This window comes from Streptomyces musisoli (genome assembly GCF_016741855.1).
GTDB classification, from domain to species: domain Bacteria; phylum Actinomycetota; class Actinomycetes; order Streptomycetales; family Streptomycetaceae; genus Streptomyces; species Streptomyces musisoli.
This window is the reverse complement of the sequence record NZ_JAERRH010000002.1, coordinates 826220-842698: the sequence shown is the minus strand read 5'-3', so window position 1 is coordinate 842698 and position 16479 is coordinate 826220. Positions and strand designations below refer to the sequence as shown.

The 16479-nt window shown below is 72.5% G+C and carries 12 protein-coding genes; 2 read left to right on the top strand and 10 right to left on the bottom strand.

Features of this window, described 5'->3' with window-relative positions; translation table 11 throughout:
* The first annotated feature begins 340 nt into the window (after positions 1–340).
* Positions 341–853, top strand: a complete 513-nt coding sequence (locus tag JK361_RS07480; RefSeq protein ID WP_201814848.1) for a GNAT family N-acetyltransferase — start codon at positions 341–343, stop codon at positions 851–853.
* A gap of 291 nt (positions 854–1144) precedes the next feature.
* Positions 1145–1810 carry a response regulator transcription factor gene (locus JK361_RS07475; RefSeq protein ID WP_201814847.1) on the top strand — a complete coding sequence of 222 codons (666 nt, stop codon included), beginning with the start codon at positions 1145–1147 and terminating at the stop codon, positions 1808–1810.
* Positions 1811–1817: 7 nt separating this feature from the next.
* Here JK361_RS07475 and JK361_RS07470 read toward each other — a convergent pair whose 3' ends face one another.
* The 10 genes from JK361_RS07470 to JK361_RS07425 all read right to left on the bottom strand — a co-directional run bounded on the left by JK361_RS07470 (position 1818) and on the right by JK361_RS07425 (position 16185).
* Positions 1818–3041, bottom strand: a complete 1224-nt coding sequence (locus JK361_RS07470; RefSeq protein WP_201814846.1) for a sensor histidine kinase — start codon at positions 3039–3041, stop codon at positions 1818–1820.
* Between the two features lie 325 nt (positions 3042–3366).
* The gene (locus JK361_RS07465; RefSeq protein WP_201815027.1) at positions 3367–4734 is read right to left on the bottom strand and encodes an FtsX-like permease family protein; all 1368 of its coding nucleotides are present in this window, start codon (positions 4732–4734) and stop codon (positions 3367–3369) included.
* A 5-nt stretch (positions 4735–4739) separates the two neighbouring features.
* Positions 4740–5492 carry an ABC transporter ATP-binding protein gene (locus JK361_RS07460; protein ID WP_201814845.1) on the bottom strand — a complete coding sequence of 251 codons (753 nt, stop codon included), beginning with the start codon at positions 5490–5492 and terminating at the stop codon, positions 4740–4742.
* A 376-nt stretch (positions 5493–5868) separates the two neighbouring features.
* Complete coding sequence (locus JK361_RS07455; RefSeq protein WP_201814844.1) at positions 5869–6261, bottom strand: hypothetical protein; 393 nt, start codon at positions 6259–6261, stop codon at positions 5869–5871.
* The gene (locus JK361_RS07450; RefSeq protein ID WP_201814843.1) at positions 6261–8651 is read right to left on the bottom strand and encodes a DUF4132 domain-containing protein; all 2391 of its coding nucleotides are present in this window, start codon (positions 8649–8651) and stop codon (positions 6261–6263) included. The genes JK361_RS07455 and JK361_RS07450 overlap by 1 nt, the downstream gene beginning before the upstream one ends.
* Positions 8651–11152 (bottom strand): DUF4132 domain-containing protein, encoded by a 2502-nt coding sequence (locus JK361_RS07445; protein WP_201814842.1) that lies wholly within the window; start codon positions 11150–11152, stop codon positions 8651–8653. Before JK361_RS07445 ends, JK361_RS07450 begins: the two co-directional genes overlap by 1 nt.
* A 237-nt stretch (positions 11153–11389) precedes the next feature.
* Positions 11390–11926, bottom strand: a complete 537-nt coding sequence (locus tag JK361_RS07440; RefSeq protein WP_236052527.1) for a DUF3566 domain-containing protein — start codon at positions 11924–11926, stop codon at positions 11390–11392.
* A 708-nt stretch (positions 11927–12634) separates the two neighbouring features.
* Positions 12635–13591, bottom strand: coding sequence for a DUF4331 family protein (locus JK361_RS07435; protein WP_201814841.1), 957 nt, complete (start codon positions 13589–13591; stop codon positions 12635–12637).
* Positions 13592–13803: 212 nt separating this feature from the next.
* Positions 13804–14541 (bottom strand): SDR family oxidoreductase, encoded by a 738-nt coding sequence (locus JK361_RS07430; RefSeq protein WP_201815025.1) that lies wholly within the window; start codon positions 14539–14541, stop codon positions 13804–13806.
* Positions 14542–14982: 441 nt separating this feature from the next.
* Complete coding sequence (locus tag JK361_RS07425) at positions 14983–16185, bottom strand: RCC1-like domain-containing protein (protein ID WP_201814840.1); 1203 nt, start codon at positions 16183–16185, stop codon at positions 14983–14985.
* Positions 16186–16479: the final 294 nt, after the last annotated feature.

The following is a 16479-nucleotide window of genomic DNA, read 5'->3' as shown; positions in this document are numbered from 1 at the left end:
CGAAGCCGGCACGAGCGGGTGGCGAAGCCGGCACGAGCGGGTGGCGAAGCCGGCACGAGCGGGTGGCGAAGCCGGCACGAGCGTCGGGCAGTGGAACGGCGCAGCCCCGTGAGGCGTCGGCCCCAACAGCCGCGGTGTAGACTTGACGTGTTCGTGCTGGATCTGGAGTTACCGAGGAAAGGGGAGGTGAGGTTGATGACCGCGCTCAAGGCCGCCGTGCGTAGTGCCCGTGTCTCCCTCACGTCCCGGGCCGTGGCCTGACCCTTCCTGTCCGCTTCGCCGAGAGCGTGAGCTCGCGGGGCAATCACACGAACACCATCCGAAACGGATCTTCATCATCATGCGCAACACCTGGATCACACGCGCCGAGACCAGCGCCGACATCCCCGCCATCCGCGACATCAGCCTGGCCGCCTTCCCCACCCCCGCGGAAGCCGACCTCGTCGATACCCTGCGCGCCGACCCGACCGCCTGGATCGAAGGCCTCTCCCTCGTCGCGGCGGACGCGACCGGCCGCCTGGTGGGTCATGCCCTGCTGACCCGCTGCCACATCGACACCACACCGGCGCTGTGCCTGGCCCCGTGCGCCGTGCGCCCGGAACAGCAGCGGACCGGCGCGGGCACCGCGGCCGTCCGTGCGGCGCTGTCCGCAGCCAGGTCCCTGGGCGAGCACCATGTGGTCGTACTCGGGCATCCGGCCTACTACCCCCGGTTCGGTTTCACCCGCGCCTCGGAGCACGGCATCGGCCTGACCATCGACGTCCCCGACGAGGCCTTGATGGCGCTCAGCCTCGACGCCGGCCATCCGCTCCCCGGCGGCACCGTCCACTACGCCGCTCCGTTCGGCATCTGATCCGAACGGTGCCGCGCGGGGGCAGGCTGCACACCCCCGCGCGGCACCACCGCGCCGACGCCCGTACGCCGGTCCGGCAACCTCCGCGCCTTCTCGCCCACGCCGTACGCCCGCCCGGCAAACGCGGCTCCCCCTTACCGACGCCGTACGCCGGCCCGGCAAGCGCGGCTCCCCTTTACCGACGCCGTACGCCCGCCCGGCAAGCGCGGCTCCTCCTCACCGGTGCCGTCGCCGGGGCCGCAACCGCGAGCGGGCGGCAAGTGGCGGGCGATCGGGCCCGATAATGGCGTCATGATCAACAGGCATCTGCGCGTGGTACTGGCCGAGGACTCCGTCGTTCTCCGTGACGGTATGGTCGAGCTGCTCGGCGCCCGCGGATGCGAGGTGGTGGCCACCGCCGGGACGGCGCCCGAGCTGCTCGCCGCGGTGTCCGGGCACCAGCCCCATGTGGCCGTGGTGGACATCCGGATGCCGCCCACCCACACCGACGAGGGCATCCGTGCCGCCGTCGAGATCCGTGAGCGCGCACCCCAGGTCGGCATCCTGGTCTTCTCGCAGCACATAGAGGCCGCCTGGGCCTCCCGGCTGCTGGCGGACGGCGCGGCGGGCATCGGGTACCTGCTGAAGGAACGCGTCGCCCGCACCTCCGAGTTCGTGGACGCGTTGCACCGCGTCGCCGACGGAGGTACCGCGCTCGACCCCGAGGTGGTCGACCAGCTGATGCGTGGCGCCCAGCGCGGCCGGGTGGACACGTTGACGCCACGTGAGCGCGAGGTGCTCCAGCTGATGGCGCAAGGCCACTCCAACCGTTCCATCGCCGCGCTGCTGGTGGTGTCCGAGCGGGCGGTGGAGAAGCATGTCGCCGCCGTTTTCACCAAGTTCGACCTGCGGGCGACGGAAGCCGACAACCGGCGGGTGAAGGCCGTCCTCACCTACCTTGCCGAACAGCGAAGTTGATCTGGCATCAGATGCGCGTGGGAAGCTCCGCGGTGATCACGGTGGGACCGCCGGGCGGGCTGTCGATCCGCAGGACGCCGTCCACCGCCGCGAGCCGCTCGGCCAGACCGGCCAGGCCGGTACCGACACCGAGGGCCGCACCGCCGCGGCCGTCGTCGCGTACGGTCAGGCGGACCCGTCCCCCGCCCGCGTCGGCCACGAGTTCGGCCGAGTGGGCACCGCTGTGCTTGGCGACGTTGGTGAGCAGCTCGGCGGCGCAGAAGTAGACCGCCCGCTCCACCACTTGGTCCGGACGTTCCCGCAGATCCAGGCGGACCGCGACGGGAACCGGTGAGGTGGCGGTGAGCCCCGGCAACGCCTCGCCGAGGCCGCCGTCGAGCGCCGCCGGGTGAATGCCCCGGGTGAGCCGCCGTAGTTCCGCGATGGTGTCGTCGGTCTGGCCTCGGGCACGGCCCACCAGGGTGCGCAGCCGGCCGAGGTCCGGCCCGGCGACGGGAGCGAGCGCGTCGTCGGCGAGCGAGAGCGTGATGGCCAGGGCGACCAGCCGTGCCTGGGTGCCGTCGTGCAGATCGCGCTCCAGGCGGCGGAGCTGGTCCGTGTTCTCCGCGAGCAGGGTGGCGCGTGCGGTCTCCAGTTCCCGGACCCGCTGCTGGGCACCCGCCGGGCCGAGCAGCAGCCGGGCGAGCCACCGGTTCGCTCCGCTCAATCCCCGGATCGCGCCGGGCACCGCGGACAGCAGGATCAGACCGAGCACGGGGGAGCCGGCATCCAGCCAGGTGAACGGCATCGGGCCGGGCTGCAGCAGCCGGGCCCAGAGCGGGTAGCCGATCAGCCAGCCGCAACCGAGGGGAAGCGCCACGGCCGCGGCGAACCCGGCCACGCCGAGCGGCAGTCGCAGCACCAGATACAGCAATGTCCGCCAGGCGACCGGGTCGGTCAGCACGGCACGCCCACGGGCGACCAGGCCCGCCGGGCGGGGCGGCCTGGCCGGTGCGTCCACGCGCGCGTCGAGCAACCGGCCGACCAGCCGCCGGTGCAGCGTACCGAGGCCGCGCGCGCCCAGCAGCGCGACGGCCACGAACGGCAGCCCGAGCACGGTGAGCGAGAGCAACGCCCCCGCGTACAGCACGGCGAGTGCGTAGCCGCCGCCGAGCAGTGCGAGCGGCAGCCCGAGGACGGCGAACGTCCATTCGCCGCCACGGACGGAAGAGTAGCGCCGTCGCTCAGTCATATCCGCTCCCCGGCATCTCCGCCGGCCCACCCGGAGCGAGCGGCGGCGCCGAGCCGTCGAGCACAGCGCCCACCGGCAAAGGGCACACCAACGGAGCGCACGCCACGGTTCACCGGCCCATGTCGGTACACCTTCGTGGTTCGCGCGCCGCCCCCCACGGCCAGCGACCCACCACAGCGCTCAGACACGGCCACCGCAGCACTCAGACACAGCCAACACCCCAACCCTGCACTCACTCACGGCCACCGCACACCCCCACGGGCTTGACCCCGGCCACAGCCCACCGCAGCACTCACTCGTCGCCACCACCACTCCACCGCAGCGCTCACTCATGGCCACCGCTCACCAGTTGCGCCGCCGGTCCTCGTACCGCCCGCAGGCCCGTGGCCAGGATGCCTGGGACGGTCAGCGCGGCCGCGCCCGCGACGATCCACCAGCAGGCCGCCGGGACGGAGGGCATCGCCGAGCCGGTCGTCGCCGTACTGAACGCCGCCGACGCGGCGCCCGCGACCGCCGCGCCGAGCAGGACGCCCACCGCCGCGGTCAGCACCGCCTCCGCCGTCAGCATGCGCAGCAGCTGCAACCGGGTCGCGCCCACCAGCCGCAGCAGTGCGAACTCGCGGCGCCGGGCCGCGGTCACGGCGACCAGGGTGTTGACGGTGGAGACGGCGGCGAAGCAGGCCAGCAGTGTGAACTCGACCTGGCGGAGCCAGACGTCCGTGCCGGAAGTGACACTGGACGCCGTCATGCTCTCGGCCTGCTCGGCGGTACTTGTCATGATCACCATGGTCCCCGACAACCCCACGAGCAGCGCGACCGGCACCACGGCGGACGACAACCGCCGTGCGTATCCGCGCAAGTTCGCGTCGGCAAGCCATCCCGTACCGGGTGCGAGGGCCCGTACCGGCGTGCCCAGCACGGCCGCCAAGGCGCGCGCCGCGAGCGGCCCCGCAAGCGCGACCGCGATCAGCAGCACCAGCGAACCGAGCAACGCCGCCTGCCCCGCCTTGTCCGGCTGCTCCGCGGGCCGTGTCGCGGCCAGTCGCAGCAGCAGGGCGCCACCCACCAGCGCGGCGATCCCGGCGAGCAGTCGGGGCGTGCCCGTCCGGGAATTCTCGGTCGAGCCGGCGGTGAGAGCGGCCGCGGGCGCGATCCGGGAGATCCGCCGGGCGGCGACCGCAGAGGCCACCAGGCCGACGGCGAGCACGGCGGCCAGCGCGACCAGCATCGGGACCGGTGTCCCCGGCACCCGCACACCCGGCGCCGCCATACCCCGCCGCTGCAACTCGGCGAGGAAGCGGCGGGCGGCCACCGCGCCGACGATCCACCCTGGCGCCGTCACCAGCAGCGTGGTCGCGACGACCTGGCCGCGGACCAGCCGCCGCGCCTGACGGGGCGTCGCCGCGACGGTGCGCAGCAGGGCCAGCTCGCGGTGCTGCTGCCGTAGCGCGAAGCCCAAGGCGTTGACCACGACGAAGAACGCGACCAGCACGGCGATCTCACCGAAGGCACCGGCGATCACCATCACTCCGGGCCCGGCGGCCGCCTTCCGCGCGGCCTCCGGGGCGGTGAGATCGGCGGCGAACAGGGAACCGAACAGCGTCACGGTGCCGATGGCGAGGAAGAGCGCGACCGCCAGACCGACGAAGGCGGTCGGCCGCCGGCGCATCTGCCCGAGGGCGATCACGACCATCGCGCTCACCCGCCCAGCCGGCTCAGGCGTTCGCCGACCTGGGCGGCGGTGGGCCGGTCCAGCTCGTCCACCAACGCACCGTCGGCCAGCAGCAGTACCCGGTCCGCGTAGCCGGCGGCAACCGGATCGTGGGTCACCATCACGCAGGTCTGGCCGTCCCGGTCCACACCGGCGCGCAGCAGCGCGAGGATCTCGTGGCCGGTGGCCCGGTCGAGCGCGCCGGTCGGTTCGTCGGCGAACAGCACCTGAGGACGGGAGACCAGTGCCCGGGCGATCGCCACCCGCTGCTGCTGCCCACCGGACAGCTGTCCGGGCCGGTGCCTCTCACGTCCGGCCAGTCCCACCCGGGCGAGCGCGTCCAGCACCCGTCCGCGGTCGGGCCGGTCGCCGGCCAGCCGGCCGGGCAGCTCGATGTTCTGTGCGACCGTCATCGCCGGCATCAGGTTGTACGCCTGGAACACGAACCCGACCCGGCTGCGCCGCAGCTCCGCCAGGCGCCGCTCGGGGAGCCGGGACACCTCGGTACCGCCCCACCAGACGGAGCCCCGGGTGGGCCGGTCCATCCCGGCGAGGCAGTGCAGCAGGGTGGTCTTGCCGGAGCCCGACGGGCCCATCACGGCCGTGAACGTGCCGGGCGCGAGGGCCACCGACACCCCGCGCAGCGCCCGCACGGCGGCAGTGCCGCGTCCGTACTGGCGGTGCAGGTCGTCCGCCCGGGCGGCGGTTCCCGTCCCGGGATCCGTCGTCATCTCTGTCATGCCCTCATCCTCGGCAAGCGGCCCGGGACGATCGATCGTGCCCGCCCCCGAATCCGGGGTGCGGGAAACCGAACCCCGGTCGCCGGCGGGTGCGCCCCGACGGCTTGGAGCCGAGCCTCGGTCCCATGTGGTGCTCGGTGTCGGCCGCAGCGCCCTCCGGTCATCGAGACCCGGGGCACCGGCACACCAGGACTCCGGGCCACCAGGACTCCGGGACGCGCTTCCCCGCACCGCGCACTCCTGACTCCCTGCTGCCGGCTCCTGTTTCCGGGCAACCGGCTTCCGGGCAACCGGCTCCCGGCACCCGGCTTCCGCCTCCCGGCAACCAGCTCCCGACCCCGGATCCCGACCCCGGGCTCCTGCCGTCGAACGGCAATCAGCCGCCGGCGAGGGCGACGAGCTTGATGAAGACCAGGTCGGGGTCCGCGGTGAGGTCCACGACCTCGTCGAGTTCCTCGACCTGGCGTTCCCCGGCCAGTACGAAGAATCCGTTGGTCAGGAAGGCGTGCTCGGCGATCTCGGCCTGGCGCTCCCAGTCGATGCGGCGGGGTTCGCGGAGCCGGTAGCCGTTCAGCTCCGCCTCGGCGTCGTCCGGGCGGACGAGGCCGTGGAAACGGTTGCCCGGGCGGGCGTTGTGCCGGGCGACCTCCTCTCGGACCCGGAGCCTGATCAGCTCCCGCACGGTCATCTGTTCGGGCAGACCGGAGACCTCCCACTCGATGACCGGCTTGCCCGTCGCGGTCTCGTCCCGGAATGTCACGGTGGCCATCAGGCACCTCGCTTGATCTGCATGAGGATGGACTCGTCGGTGATCTCGGTGTCTGCGGCGAGCAGGAACGCCTTGCTGAGGATCAGGGAGAGCCGGTCGTCCTCGAACGGCAGGAACACCTTGCGGTCCGCCGGGCGCCGGGCCGGGACGATGCACAGGTAGCTGTCGTCCGGTTCCATCAGGATGTTGGCCGAGCCGAGGTGGATCCGGTACGTGCGCAGGTCCCCGCGGACGGTCAGGAATCGGCCTTCGAGCGCGCACCGGTCGGCGATCTTAAGGCGCGGCAGGATCCGGGCCAGGGCGTCGCGGCGCGCTTCGGCGCACGCCGTCAGCTCTGCGAAGGCGGCCCGCTCCCAGTAGTGGCGCTCGGGACCGCCGTCGGTCCAGTCGGGGTCGGCGGCGATCGAGGTCACACCGACGAAGAGGTCCACATCGCGCATCGCCTCGCTGAACACCAGCGCGGGAACGTCGGTGAGCGGTGCCTCGCGCCAGGCACCGTCCACCCGCCGGTCGAACCGCACCTGGTCGGTCGACGCCAGTTCGTCCTCCCCCGCCCGGTCGGCCCAGGTGTGGAAGAAGCGGACGCGCCACTCCCCCGCCGCGAGGGTGCGCTCGGCGTCGTCCGCGTCCCCGGCGTCCCAGGGGCCGAGCAGGGCGCTCTTCCATCCGCGGGCCCGGAACAGCGCGAACATCCGGCGGTAGTGCACGAGGTGTGCGGCGAAGCGGTTGGAGTAGACACGGGTCTCCTGTTCCGCCGGGGTGAGCAGGTATATCTCGCGGAACGCCTGCTTGAAGGGCTGTCGTATGCGCCGTTCGGTGAGCAGGTCCCGCCAGGCCCGCACGTCGTCGGGTCGGGAGCGCAGCGGGTGCCAGAGGCGTACGAGGGCGTCGTCGGGGGCGTCGGGAAGGTGCTCGTCGGTCTCGGGCAGTACGGCCCGCCATTGTCCGGGCGCGACCTCGACCTCCCAGATCAGCCGGCGCACGAGGGAGCGGGCCAGGGGGTGCCCGGCCAGCTCGGAGCGCCACCAGCCATAGGGGTGGGCGGCATCCACGGTGTAGCCGCCCTCCAGCGCGCGGGCGAGCGTGACGAGTTGGGCGTTCACCCGCTTCACCAGGTCGCGCAGCTCCTTGACCAGGGCGGCGTGGTCGCGGCGCACCGGCGCCGGGACGCCGCGCAGCGGACGGCCGTCCTTCTCCCAGGTCAGCGTGGCGGTCTCGGCGACCGTGACGACGGCCATGTAGTCGCCCGCCGGCCGGCGCAGGACGCCGCCCACGGCAGAGCCGTCGGTGGCAGAGCCGCCGGTCGTGGAACCGCCGGTCGGGGAACCGCCGGTGGTTACGGCGTCGAACCCCAGCCTCGGGAGCCGCAGGGCCACATCGGTGCGCTCGGCCAGGGCCGCGTCGGCTTTCTTGAGCATCTTGTCGAGCTGCTTGGGGACCCCCGCGTGCCGGACGGTCCGGCGCACGGTGCGGATCGCGGTCACCAGCTCGGGCGTCGGGTAGTCCTGCGCGGCGCGGACCACTTCGTACAGCAGGGCCTGCGAGGGCAGCGTCCTGGCAGTCGTCGGGGCGAGGGCGATGCCGGGCAGCAGCCGGTCGAACAGCTCCGGCAGCCAGGGCTCGTCGCGCAGCAGCGCCACCCGCAGGGCCTGGCCGAGAGAGGTGACCTCCCGGTCCGTGAACGCCTTGTCCGCCCGGTAGGGGATCTCGCCGGCCCGGATGGCGTCGGTGCGGTCGGCCGCCGCCTCCAGGGCGCGGCGGGTGAACGCCACGTAGGCGGGGTTCTCGGCCGTCCTGCCCCACGCATGGCCGTGCGGCGAGGCGAACCTGTTTCGCCGGTCGATCCCGGTCAGCAGTGTCTGTCCGCCCGGTGGGAGGCCCGCGACGACGGCGATCTCGTCCGCGACGATCGGACCGACGTCGCGGGAGAGGCGCTCCACGGCCGTGCGCAGAGTGTCCTCGCCGGCGAGCGTCGCGACCGCGAGCAGTGCGTACGGCTGGCGAACGGTGTCCTTCTCCAGCGAGAACCGCACCAGGGCGCGCACCGGTTCGGACAGGTCGGGCAGTGGGCCTGTGCAGTTCTCCAGTACGTCCAGGCCCAGGGTGACGTCCGCCCAGCCGCTCTTCTCGCACTCTTCGACGAGTGCGTCGAACATCCGGCGGCACGCCTCGGGTGTATAGCGGGGCTGCCGTTCCGCGGCCGCGCGCCTGACCTCGAAGCGGAGACGGGCCACCTCGTGCGTGGCCGGGTCGTCCGACCGGTAGGCCGCCACCAGCAGGCTGCCGAGCTGCTCGTCGGAGACCTGTGACAGATCCGGGTGCGGGTCCTCGCCGGGTGGGGTGAGGGCCGGGTCGGTCAGGGCTCGCAACAGCCGGTCCGCGAGATGCATCAGGCGCTCCTCTGGATCTGGTGGAGAATGGTGCTGTCGGTGATCTTCTTGTCGGCGGCGAGCAGCAGCGCCTTGCTGAGGATCAGGGAGAGCCGTTCGTCCTCGAACGGCAGGAAGACCTTCCCGTTCGGCCTGCCTCGTGACGGGACGATGCACAGGTAGGCGTCGTCCGGTTCCATCAGGACGTTGGCCGAGCCGAGGTGGATCCGGTACGTGCGCAGGTCCCCGCGGACGGTCAGGAATCGGCCGTCGAGCGCGCACCGGTCGGCGATCCTCAGGCGCGGCAGGATCCGGGCCAGGGCCTCGCGGCGGACCTCGGCGCTCGCCGTCAGCTCACCGAACGTGGCCGTGCGCCAGTACCCGGCGTAGCGGTCCTCGCCCCGGTCGGTCCAGTCGGGATCGGCGGCGATCGAGGTCACGCCCACGAACAGGTCGACGTCCCGCATCGCTTCGCTGAACACCGGCGGGGGCACCTCCGCCAGGGGAACCTCCCGCCAGCGCCGGCCGTCCCGCCGTTCGAAGCGGACCTGGTCCGTCGCGGCGTGCTCGTGCGAGTAGCCGTCATAGTCGTCCGCGGCGGGCTCGTGGTGGAAGCAGGCCCGCCACTCGCCGTCGGCGAACTCGGCCCGCGCCTGCCCGTGGTGACCACCGTCGTACGGGCCGAGGAAGTTGGCCTGCCAGCCGCGTTCCTTGAACAGCGCGTAGAGCTGCCGGTAGTGGACGATGTGGGCGGCGAACCGGTTGGAGTAGACGCCTGTCTGCTGTTCCGCCGGTGTGAGCAGGTAGATCTCCCGGAATGCCTGTTTGAACGGCTGCCTGAGCCGTGCGGTGACGAGCCGCTCCCGCCAGGCCCTGATCTCTTCGGTCGACGCCCGGATCGGATGCCACAACCGGACGCGGACGGGCCGGCCGTCCGGTGCGGCCATCGGTGCCACCGCGGCCCACTCGCCGTCCGCGTCCCGGAACTCCCAGATCAGGCCGCGGACGAGGGTTCCGGTGACCGGGTGGTCGCGGTAGTGGCGGCACCACTCGTCGTACGGCCACTCGCGCCCGGTCGACAGCAGCGCCTCCACGCGGGCCCGTTCCCCGGACAGCGTCGCCCGCACCTCCTTGGCCAGGGCCTTCAACTCCCGCAGCTGGTCCGGGAAACCGTCCTTGAGCGCCGCCGGAGCGGTGCGGGTCGTCGTCCCGTCGGGGCGTGTGTAGGTGAGCCGCACGGTCGCCGCCTCCTCGATCGCCACCCGTACGCGGTGTTCGCCCAGCTGCCGCTCCAGCGAACCGTCCGCAGCCAGGCCGTGGTCCGGCACACTGCGCTCGATGAGCTGCTGGGCCGTGATCCCCTGCTTCGCGGCTGCCGTGGTCAGCGCGGTGTCGAGCTGCTTGCGCAGGGCCCGGTGCCTGATCTGTGACCGCAACCGCCACAGGACCTCCAGGGAGGACGGATCGCCGGTCTCGGCGAGGGCATTGACCGCCGCACCGGCGAGCTTGGGATTCTCCGTCCCGTCCCTGCCCGGGCCGCCGGTTCGCAGGACCAGCGTGCCGAGGTGCCGCACGGCGCCCGCGCCGCCGGTCAGTGCGGCCGCCCAGACCGCGCCGCGCGCCAGGTCTCCGTCGTTCTGGTGGACGAGGTAGTGGTAGTGGTACTCGCCGTGGAGCCAGTCGGCGTGCGTGCCGCTCCCCTCGCTGCACAGCAGGTCGCCCTCCGCGAGCGCCCGCAGGACGTCGGCCGCGAGGTCCCGCGCGCAGGCCGCGTCAGCGAGTTCGAGGCACGTCCGCCGCCATCGCCGCGTGGGACGCGGCCCCGAGAGGCTCGCCAAGTGCCGTATGAAGCGAGCGAGTTCCGGCGTCGGCGCGCCTTTCGCACGGTCGTTCAGCGGAGCCGCCCAGGGTGCGTGGGCGGGGAGCACTCCCTCGGGGATGTATGCCTCGTCCGCGCTCGCGAGCAGCGCGCGGAGACGCTGGGCGAGTGAGGTGCGACGGTAGGCCTCGACGGTGACGTCCATGAGGCGTGCGTGTGCGTGCCGCAGCCAGGGCAGGACCGCGCGGTGGCCCTCGGCGTCGAGCTGTTCGGCGGTGTTCAGGGCCGCCCCCAGCGCGTCGGCGAACCGGTAGCCCTTGTCGTACTCCGTGGCGCGGAGCAGCATCACCGCGACCTCGTCGGGCGTCCAGCCACGCACTCTCGAGAGCAGGGACCCGATCTCGGCGTCGTACAGCCACGGGCCGGTGCCGTCGAAGCGGGCGGCCAGCATCAGGCACAGGGCCGCGGCTCTGCCCTCCTCGTCCGTGCAGGCCGCGAGCCGGCTGTCGATCTCGGCCCGGGTCGCCGCGCCCGCCGCTCTCGACTGCAGGTGCTCGTGCTCGTGCCCCATCGAGCGCCGGGAATCGGCCCGCTGACGCTCCAGAAGGTCGACGAGCCAGCGGACGCGGCCGAGTGCGTCGGACCTGACGTCGTCGAGTGAGTCGTGCCTGCGGGATGCGGTGATCAGGGCGTCGTACAGCATGGCCGGATGATGGCAGGGGGGACTGACAATGCGATCAGGGCCGGTGCCGTCGACCCGCAGGCGGGACAGGTCGGCCGTCGCCGCGAGCCAGGTCTGTCCCCATGGCGCGGTACGGCACGCAAAGGCAAGCTCTAGCGGGCGCTCCGTCCCGGTCCTCGACCCGCTCGGTTTCGACCCGCTCCGTTCTCGATCGGCTCCGTTCTCGATCGGCTCGGTTCTCGACCGCTCGGCCGGGGGTCAGGCCGTGTCGGAGACGCCCCCTGGTGTATCGAGGCCCTCGCCCGGCCTCGCCGGCCCGTCGGTCTCCGGCCTCGCCCGCGCGGGCCCGGCACCGTCGGCGGGTGTCCGGGCGTCGCTGCCCACGAACCGGCGCCGTACGACACCGGCACGCCAGGACGGCGTGTGCGCGCGCAGATAGCGGCGGACGCGGACGCGGGCCCGGGCCATGCGCGGCAGGGCCTGGGGAGCGGCCGGGGCCGGGCCGTCCGGACCGTCCGGGCCGTCCGTCACGGCTATTTCGACACCGCCGCTGTAGAGCGCCGACAGGTTGTAGACGAAGGCACCCAACGTCGCGAGACACGTGCCCAGGACGACTTCCAGACTGACGACGGCGACCGCGATCAGCAGGACGGTGGTCAGGGCGGGCAGGACCTCCGGGGTCATGGCATCCACCATGATCCAGACGACGCACGCAGTGACGACGGCGACCAGGCCCAGTCCTCCGAGGAGTACGGCGCTCGTCACCATCACCGACCAGGGATCGGCCTCCGCCAACCGCAGCCGTATCGTTCGCCGACCGGGCAGGGTGGGCCCACCGGAGGGTATGAAACGCCTCTTGGTACCGGCGGTCACGGCGGGCCGGCCGGGGCCGGTGGCTCCGAACGGGTGACCGGCGCTCGGGCTCGGCCCGGGACGGGCAGGGTGGCCGGATGCGGATCCCGCATGGAGGCCGGGCTGCTCCGACGGGACGCGCCGCCGCTCGGGACCCGCACAGGGCGCGGTTCGCGCCCTGGCCTCATCGGGGGGAAGCGTGCGCTGGTACCCGGCGGGCCGGAGGTGCGGAGCGGAACCGGAGCCGCCGTCCTGCTTCGGGGTCGCCCCTCCGCCGGAGGTTCCGCGGGGCCTGCGCTTGGCTCGGCTCATGCCTGTCTCCCTGACTGGCCTGGCAGCTCGGCAGCGCCCTCCACCAACGAACGGGCCTCCGTCGACCGCCAGGCGGCCTCTGGGGCCTGCTGGTCCGTGAATCCGACGGTATCGGCCCTTTTGCGACCATGCATGGCGAGCGGAGCCGAGAGGTAGCGCACCGTCACCGCGATCGCCGCGTCGCGGGTGCGGGCGCGGACGGGCGCCCGCGGACCGGGACCGGCGAACGCAGTGCCTCTGGCGCGCCGGACGTGTCCGCCGCGTGCCGTGGCTACGCGGCCGTCCCCATCGCCCGTTCTTCGCCACTGACGCCATGAGCACAGCCGCGGACCGGTGCCGTCAACCGGCGTGGGGGGTGCCCAGGTAGGGGAAGCCGCGGAGCAGGTCGGTGTGGGGGCCGATGTGGTCGGTGGTGATCTTGCCGCCGGTGAGCATGGCCAGCCGGGCCGAGGTCACATCGTCGGTGAGGGTACGGCCGTTGGGATAGGCGGCGGGCTCGCTGCGGTCGAGACGCAGGATGTCAGGCAGCACCGTACGCAGGGCCTCCTCGGCCGACTGCCGGTCGTAGTCGCCGAAGTGCTCGAGCACCGCGGACCAGGGGGCGCGGTAGGTGTCCCAGTCGTCGGCGGGCTCGCCGGCGTTGTAGGCGTCCTTGGCGTCCTCGGCGTTGAAGTAAGCGGTCAGGGACGGGTGGGCGCCCCGATCGACGGACTTCAGCCGGCCGTCCTGACGCAGGCTCACCCGTGCCCACACCCCGATCCCGGGATCCGTGCCGAGTTCGGCGTCCGGCATCTCCAGCACGATGCCGAACACGTTCTTGTCGGCTCCCCAGTCCACGCCGGTCCACTGGAACTTGTTGACGATGCCGTCCAGGTCGGCGAAGAACGGGTCGCTGCGGAACCCGGCGAAGAAGGTGTACGGCCCGGACACCGCCACCGCGGGCTCGGTACCGAGACTCACCGGCACGTCGGTGAAGACCGTCTGGCCGGCGGCCTCGTGCGTCCGCGCCTGGTCGCCGACGGCGCGGTGGACGGTGACGGTCTGCTGTCCGGCCGCGGGTGGGGAGAACACGAAGCTGAAGGCCACGTCGGCCTGGTGATCGCCGTCGGTGTCCACGTTGATGCGGTACACCGCGTCCGGATGGAAGGCCTGGCCCCCGGTCGGGGCGACCGGGTTCACGTTCATGATCAGTACGGTTCGTTCGCCGGGCGCGGTGAAGGCGAACAGGTCCGTGAGGTCGAGCCTGGCATCGCCCAGGGGCGAGCGCAGGTTGGGGCCGCTGAGGTGGTGAGACATACGCCCAGCATCCGTTCGGCGACGTCCGCCGGCTCAGTGGCACGGCGGCCACCCCCCGGAAATCACGCCGTCGCCACGTGGACGGACAGCCTCCGTAGCGTCAGAGCGAGCAGGCGTGCCGTGTACCGGGGTTCGCCTGGGCAACGGAAGCGACCTGCGGAGGCATCGGCACCGTGGACCGGCCACAGTCCTTCCCCGACGACTCGCCGGAATCAGTTCCGCTTGAGCCAGTCCTCGTAGCGGGTGGCAGCGACGTGCGCGGTGGCGTCGCCGACGAGCACATCGGGCATGCCCGCGAACGGACCGGCGTCCTCGTCGGTGACGACAGTGCGGCCGTCCGGCTTCTGCGCCAGCGTGATCTCACCGAGCTGGTCGAGACGGTAGATCTCGGGACCCGCGATGTTGCGCACGCCGTTCGACGGCTCCCCCTGGGCCGCCTCGGCGACGGCGGCGGCGACATCGGCGGAGGCGATGGGGCGCAGTCGCGTGGACGGCATACGCACCTGCCCGCCGTCGGTCGACATGTCCATCACGGGAGCGACGAACTCGAAGAACTGCGTCGCGCGCACGATGCTGTACGGGACGCCGCCGTCGCGCACGGCTTCCTCCTGGGCGACCTTGGCCCGGTAGTAGCCGTAGTCGGGTACCTGATCGACGCCGACGATGGAGAGCGTGACATGGTGCCGCACACCCGCCTCCTTCTCGGCTTCGATCACGTGCTGCGCCGAGCGGGTGAAGAAGTCCAGCGCGGGCTCGGTGTCGAAGGACGGGGAGTTCGACACGTCCACGACCACGTCCGCGCCCTCTAGGGCTTGCGCCACACCCTGGCCGGTGACGGTGTCGACGCCCTTGGAGGGAGAGGCCACCACGGCCTCGTGCCCACGGTCGCGCACCAGCTTGACCACCTGGGAGCCGATGAGCCCCGTACCGCCGATGACCACGATCTTCATCACTGTCTCCATCTGCTGATTCACTTCCCGACGGACACCGGCGGACGCCCCGCCGGACCGGTGCGTCGAGCCGCACCCAGAGGGACAGGGCAGCGGCCAGGTCTGTGACAGCCGGGGTGGGAGCCCTTCCCACAGCTGGGAGCCTGCCGTAGCCGGGGGCAGCCCTGCCCACCGCCGGGGGCCCTGCCGTAGCGGGGGCAGCCCTGCCCGCAGCCGGGGCAGCGGTGCCGGCCTTCGTCCACGCTCACCCGGAGCGCGGGACGCCGCAAGACGACCACAGCGGTCACCAACCGTGGTCGGCGGCCGGGACCGGCATGGCCCCACTGGTCCCGTGACGGCGCCGTGAGCGGGCCGGCCCCCTCAGGCAGGAGCGGTCGGCCCGCTCACGGGGCCGGTGCCTCCCGTACGACCCGGGCGAACGCATGGCGCGGCTCGGGAAGCTCAGTAGACGTACGTGGTGTTGCCCCCGAGCGAAACGGCCGCGCTCTTGATGACGGAGACGTCCTGGGCGATCTCCACGTCCCGGAAGCGGGCATCGGTGGTGCCGTTGCCCAGCTGGCCCTCACCGTTGTGGCCCCACGTCAGGACGTCACCGTCGGCCGACACGGCGACTCCGTGCCGGGCACCGGCGGAGAGGTGCACGGCCCCCAGAAGGCGTGGGATCTCCACCGGCGCGGTCCGGTTGGTGCGCAAGACGTTCTCGTCGGACGACTCTTCCGCTTCGAGGAGCTGGCCGAACTGGTTGTTGCCCCAGCCCCAGACGTGACCGTCCTTGGTCTGGGCGTAGTTGTGGTAGGCGCCGGCTTCGATGTCGGCGACGTCCTTCAGCCGGTCGACGGCGACGGGGACCGCCGAGGACTTGGTACCGGAGTCGCCGAGCTGGCCGTAGAGGTTGTAGCCCCAGGACTTCACCGTGCCGTCGGCGGTGAGCGCTAGGGCGTGGTGGCAGCCCGCGTCGATCCTGACGACGTCCTTCAGGCCGACGACCTGGCGGGGCACGGCGCTGGTGGCACGATTCCCGGTGCCCAACTGGCCGTGGGCGCCCCGGCCCCAGGCGTACACCTCGCCGTTCTCCAGCAGGGCCAGACTGAAGTCGCAGCCCGCCGAGACCTGCGTGGCCTTGGGCATGCCCCGAACCCGGTCGGGGATGGTACGGCTGTCACCCGTGCGGTTGTCCCCGAGCTGGCCGTAATGGTTGTCGCCCCACGAGTACACCTGGCCGCCGGCGTCGAGGGCCAGGGCGTGCCTGCCTCCTGCGGCGATGTCCTTGATGTCCGTCAGGTGCGGCACGGCGGCCGGCACGGTCCGGTTGTCGTGGCCGCCGGTGCCCAGTTGGCCGGAGGAGTTGTGGCCCCACGCCTTGACGGTCCTGCCGGTGCGGGCGAGGGCGAAGGAGTCGGCCGAGGAGGTTCCGCCGGCCGTGAGCTGGTCCACCCCGGCGCGGGGCAGACCGGTCACCGGGGCCGGGGTGAGGCTGTTCTCGAGGGTGCCGTTGCCCAGCTGTCCGGTGCGGCCCGCTCCCCAGCTCATGACGGTGGGGGCGGTGTCCTGGGCGACGGAGACCGGGGGAACGCAGGCCAGCACAGTGGCGGCGCCGGCCAGGACTGCCAGACGGTGGAGCACGCGTCTTGGAGATCGGGTCATGTCGGCCTTTCGTGAAGAGCGGCGACGGAACCTGCCTGCCGTCGGTCACGCGCGTCCGGGACAACCTGCGCCGGCCTCCCGGGGGCGGGCCTGCGGATCCCGCACGTAGGGCACGGAAGAACCTAGATCACATGATCGGAAACGCGAACGAGTCCCTAGCCCGTTCGAACCAGCACTCGAAATCATTCCACCCGCCCGTGTGACGTACCGCGCCCGGACCGTTTCAGCCCGGCCTGCCGACGGCCGTCCACGCCGTCCACGCCGTCCCAGCGAGGCGCTGCCGTGGAGGATCGT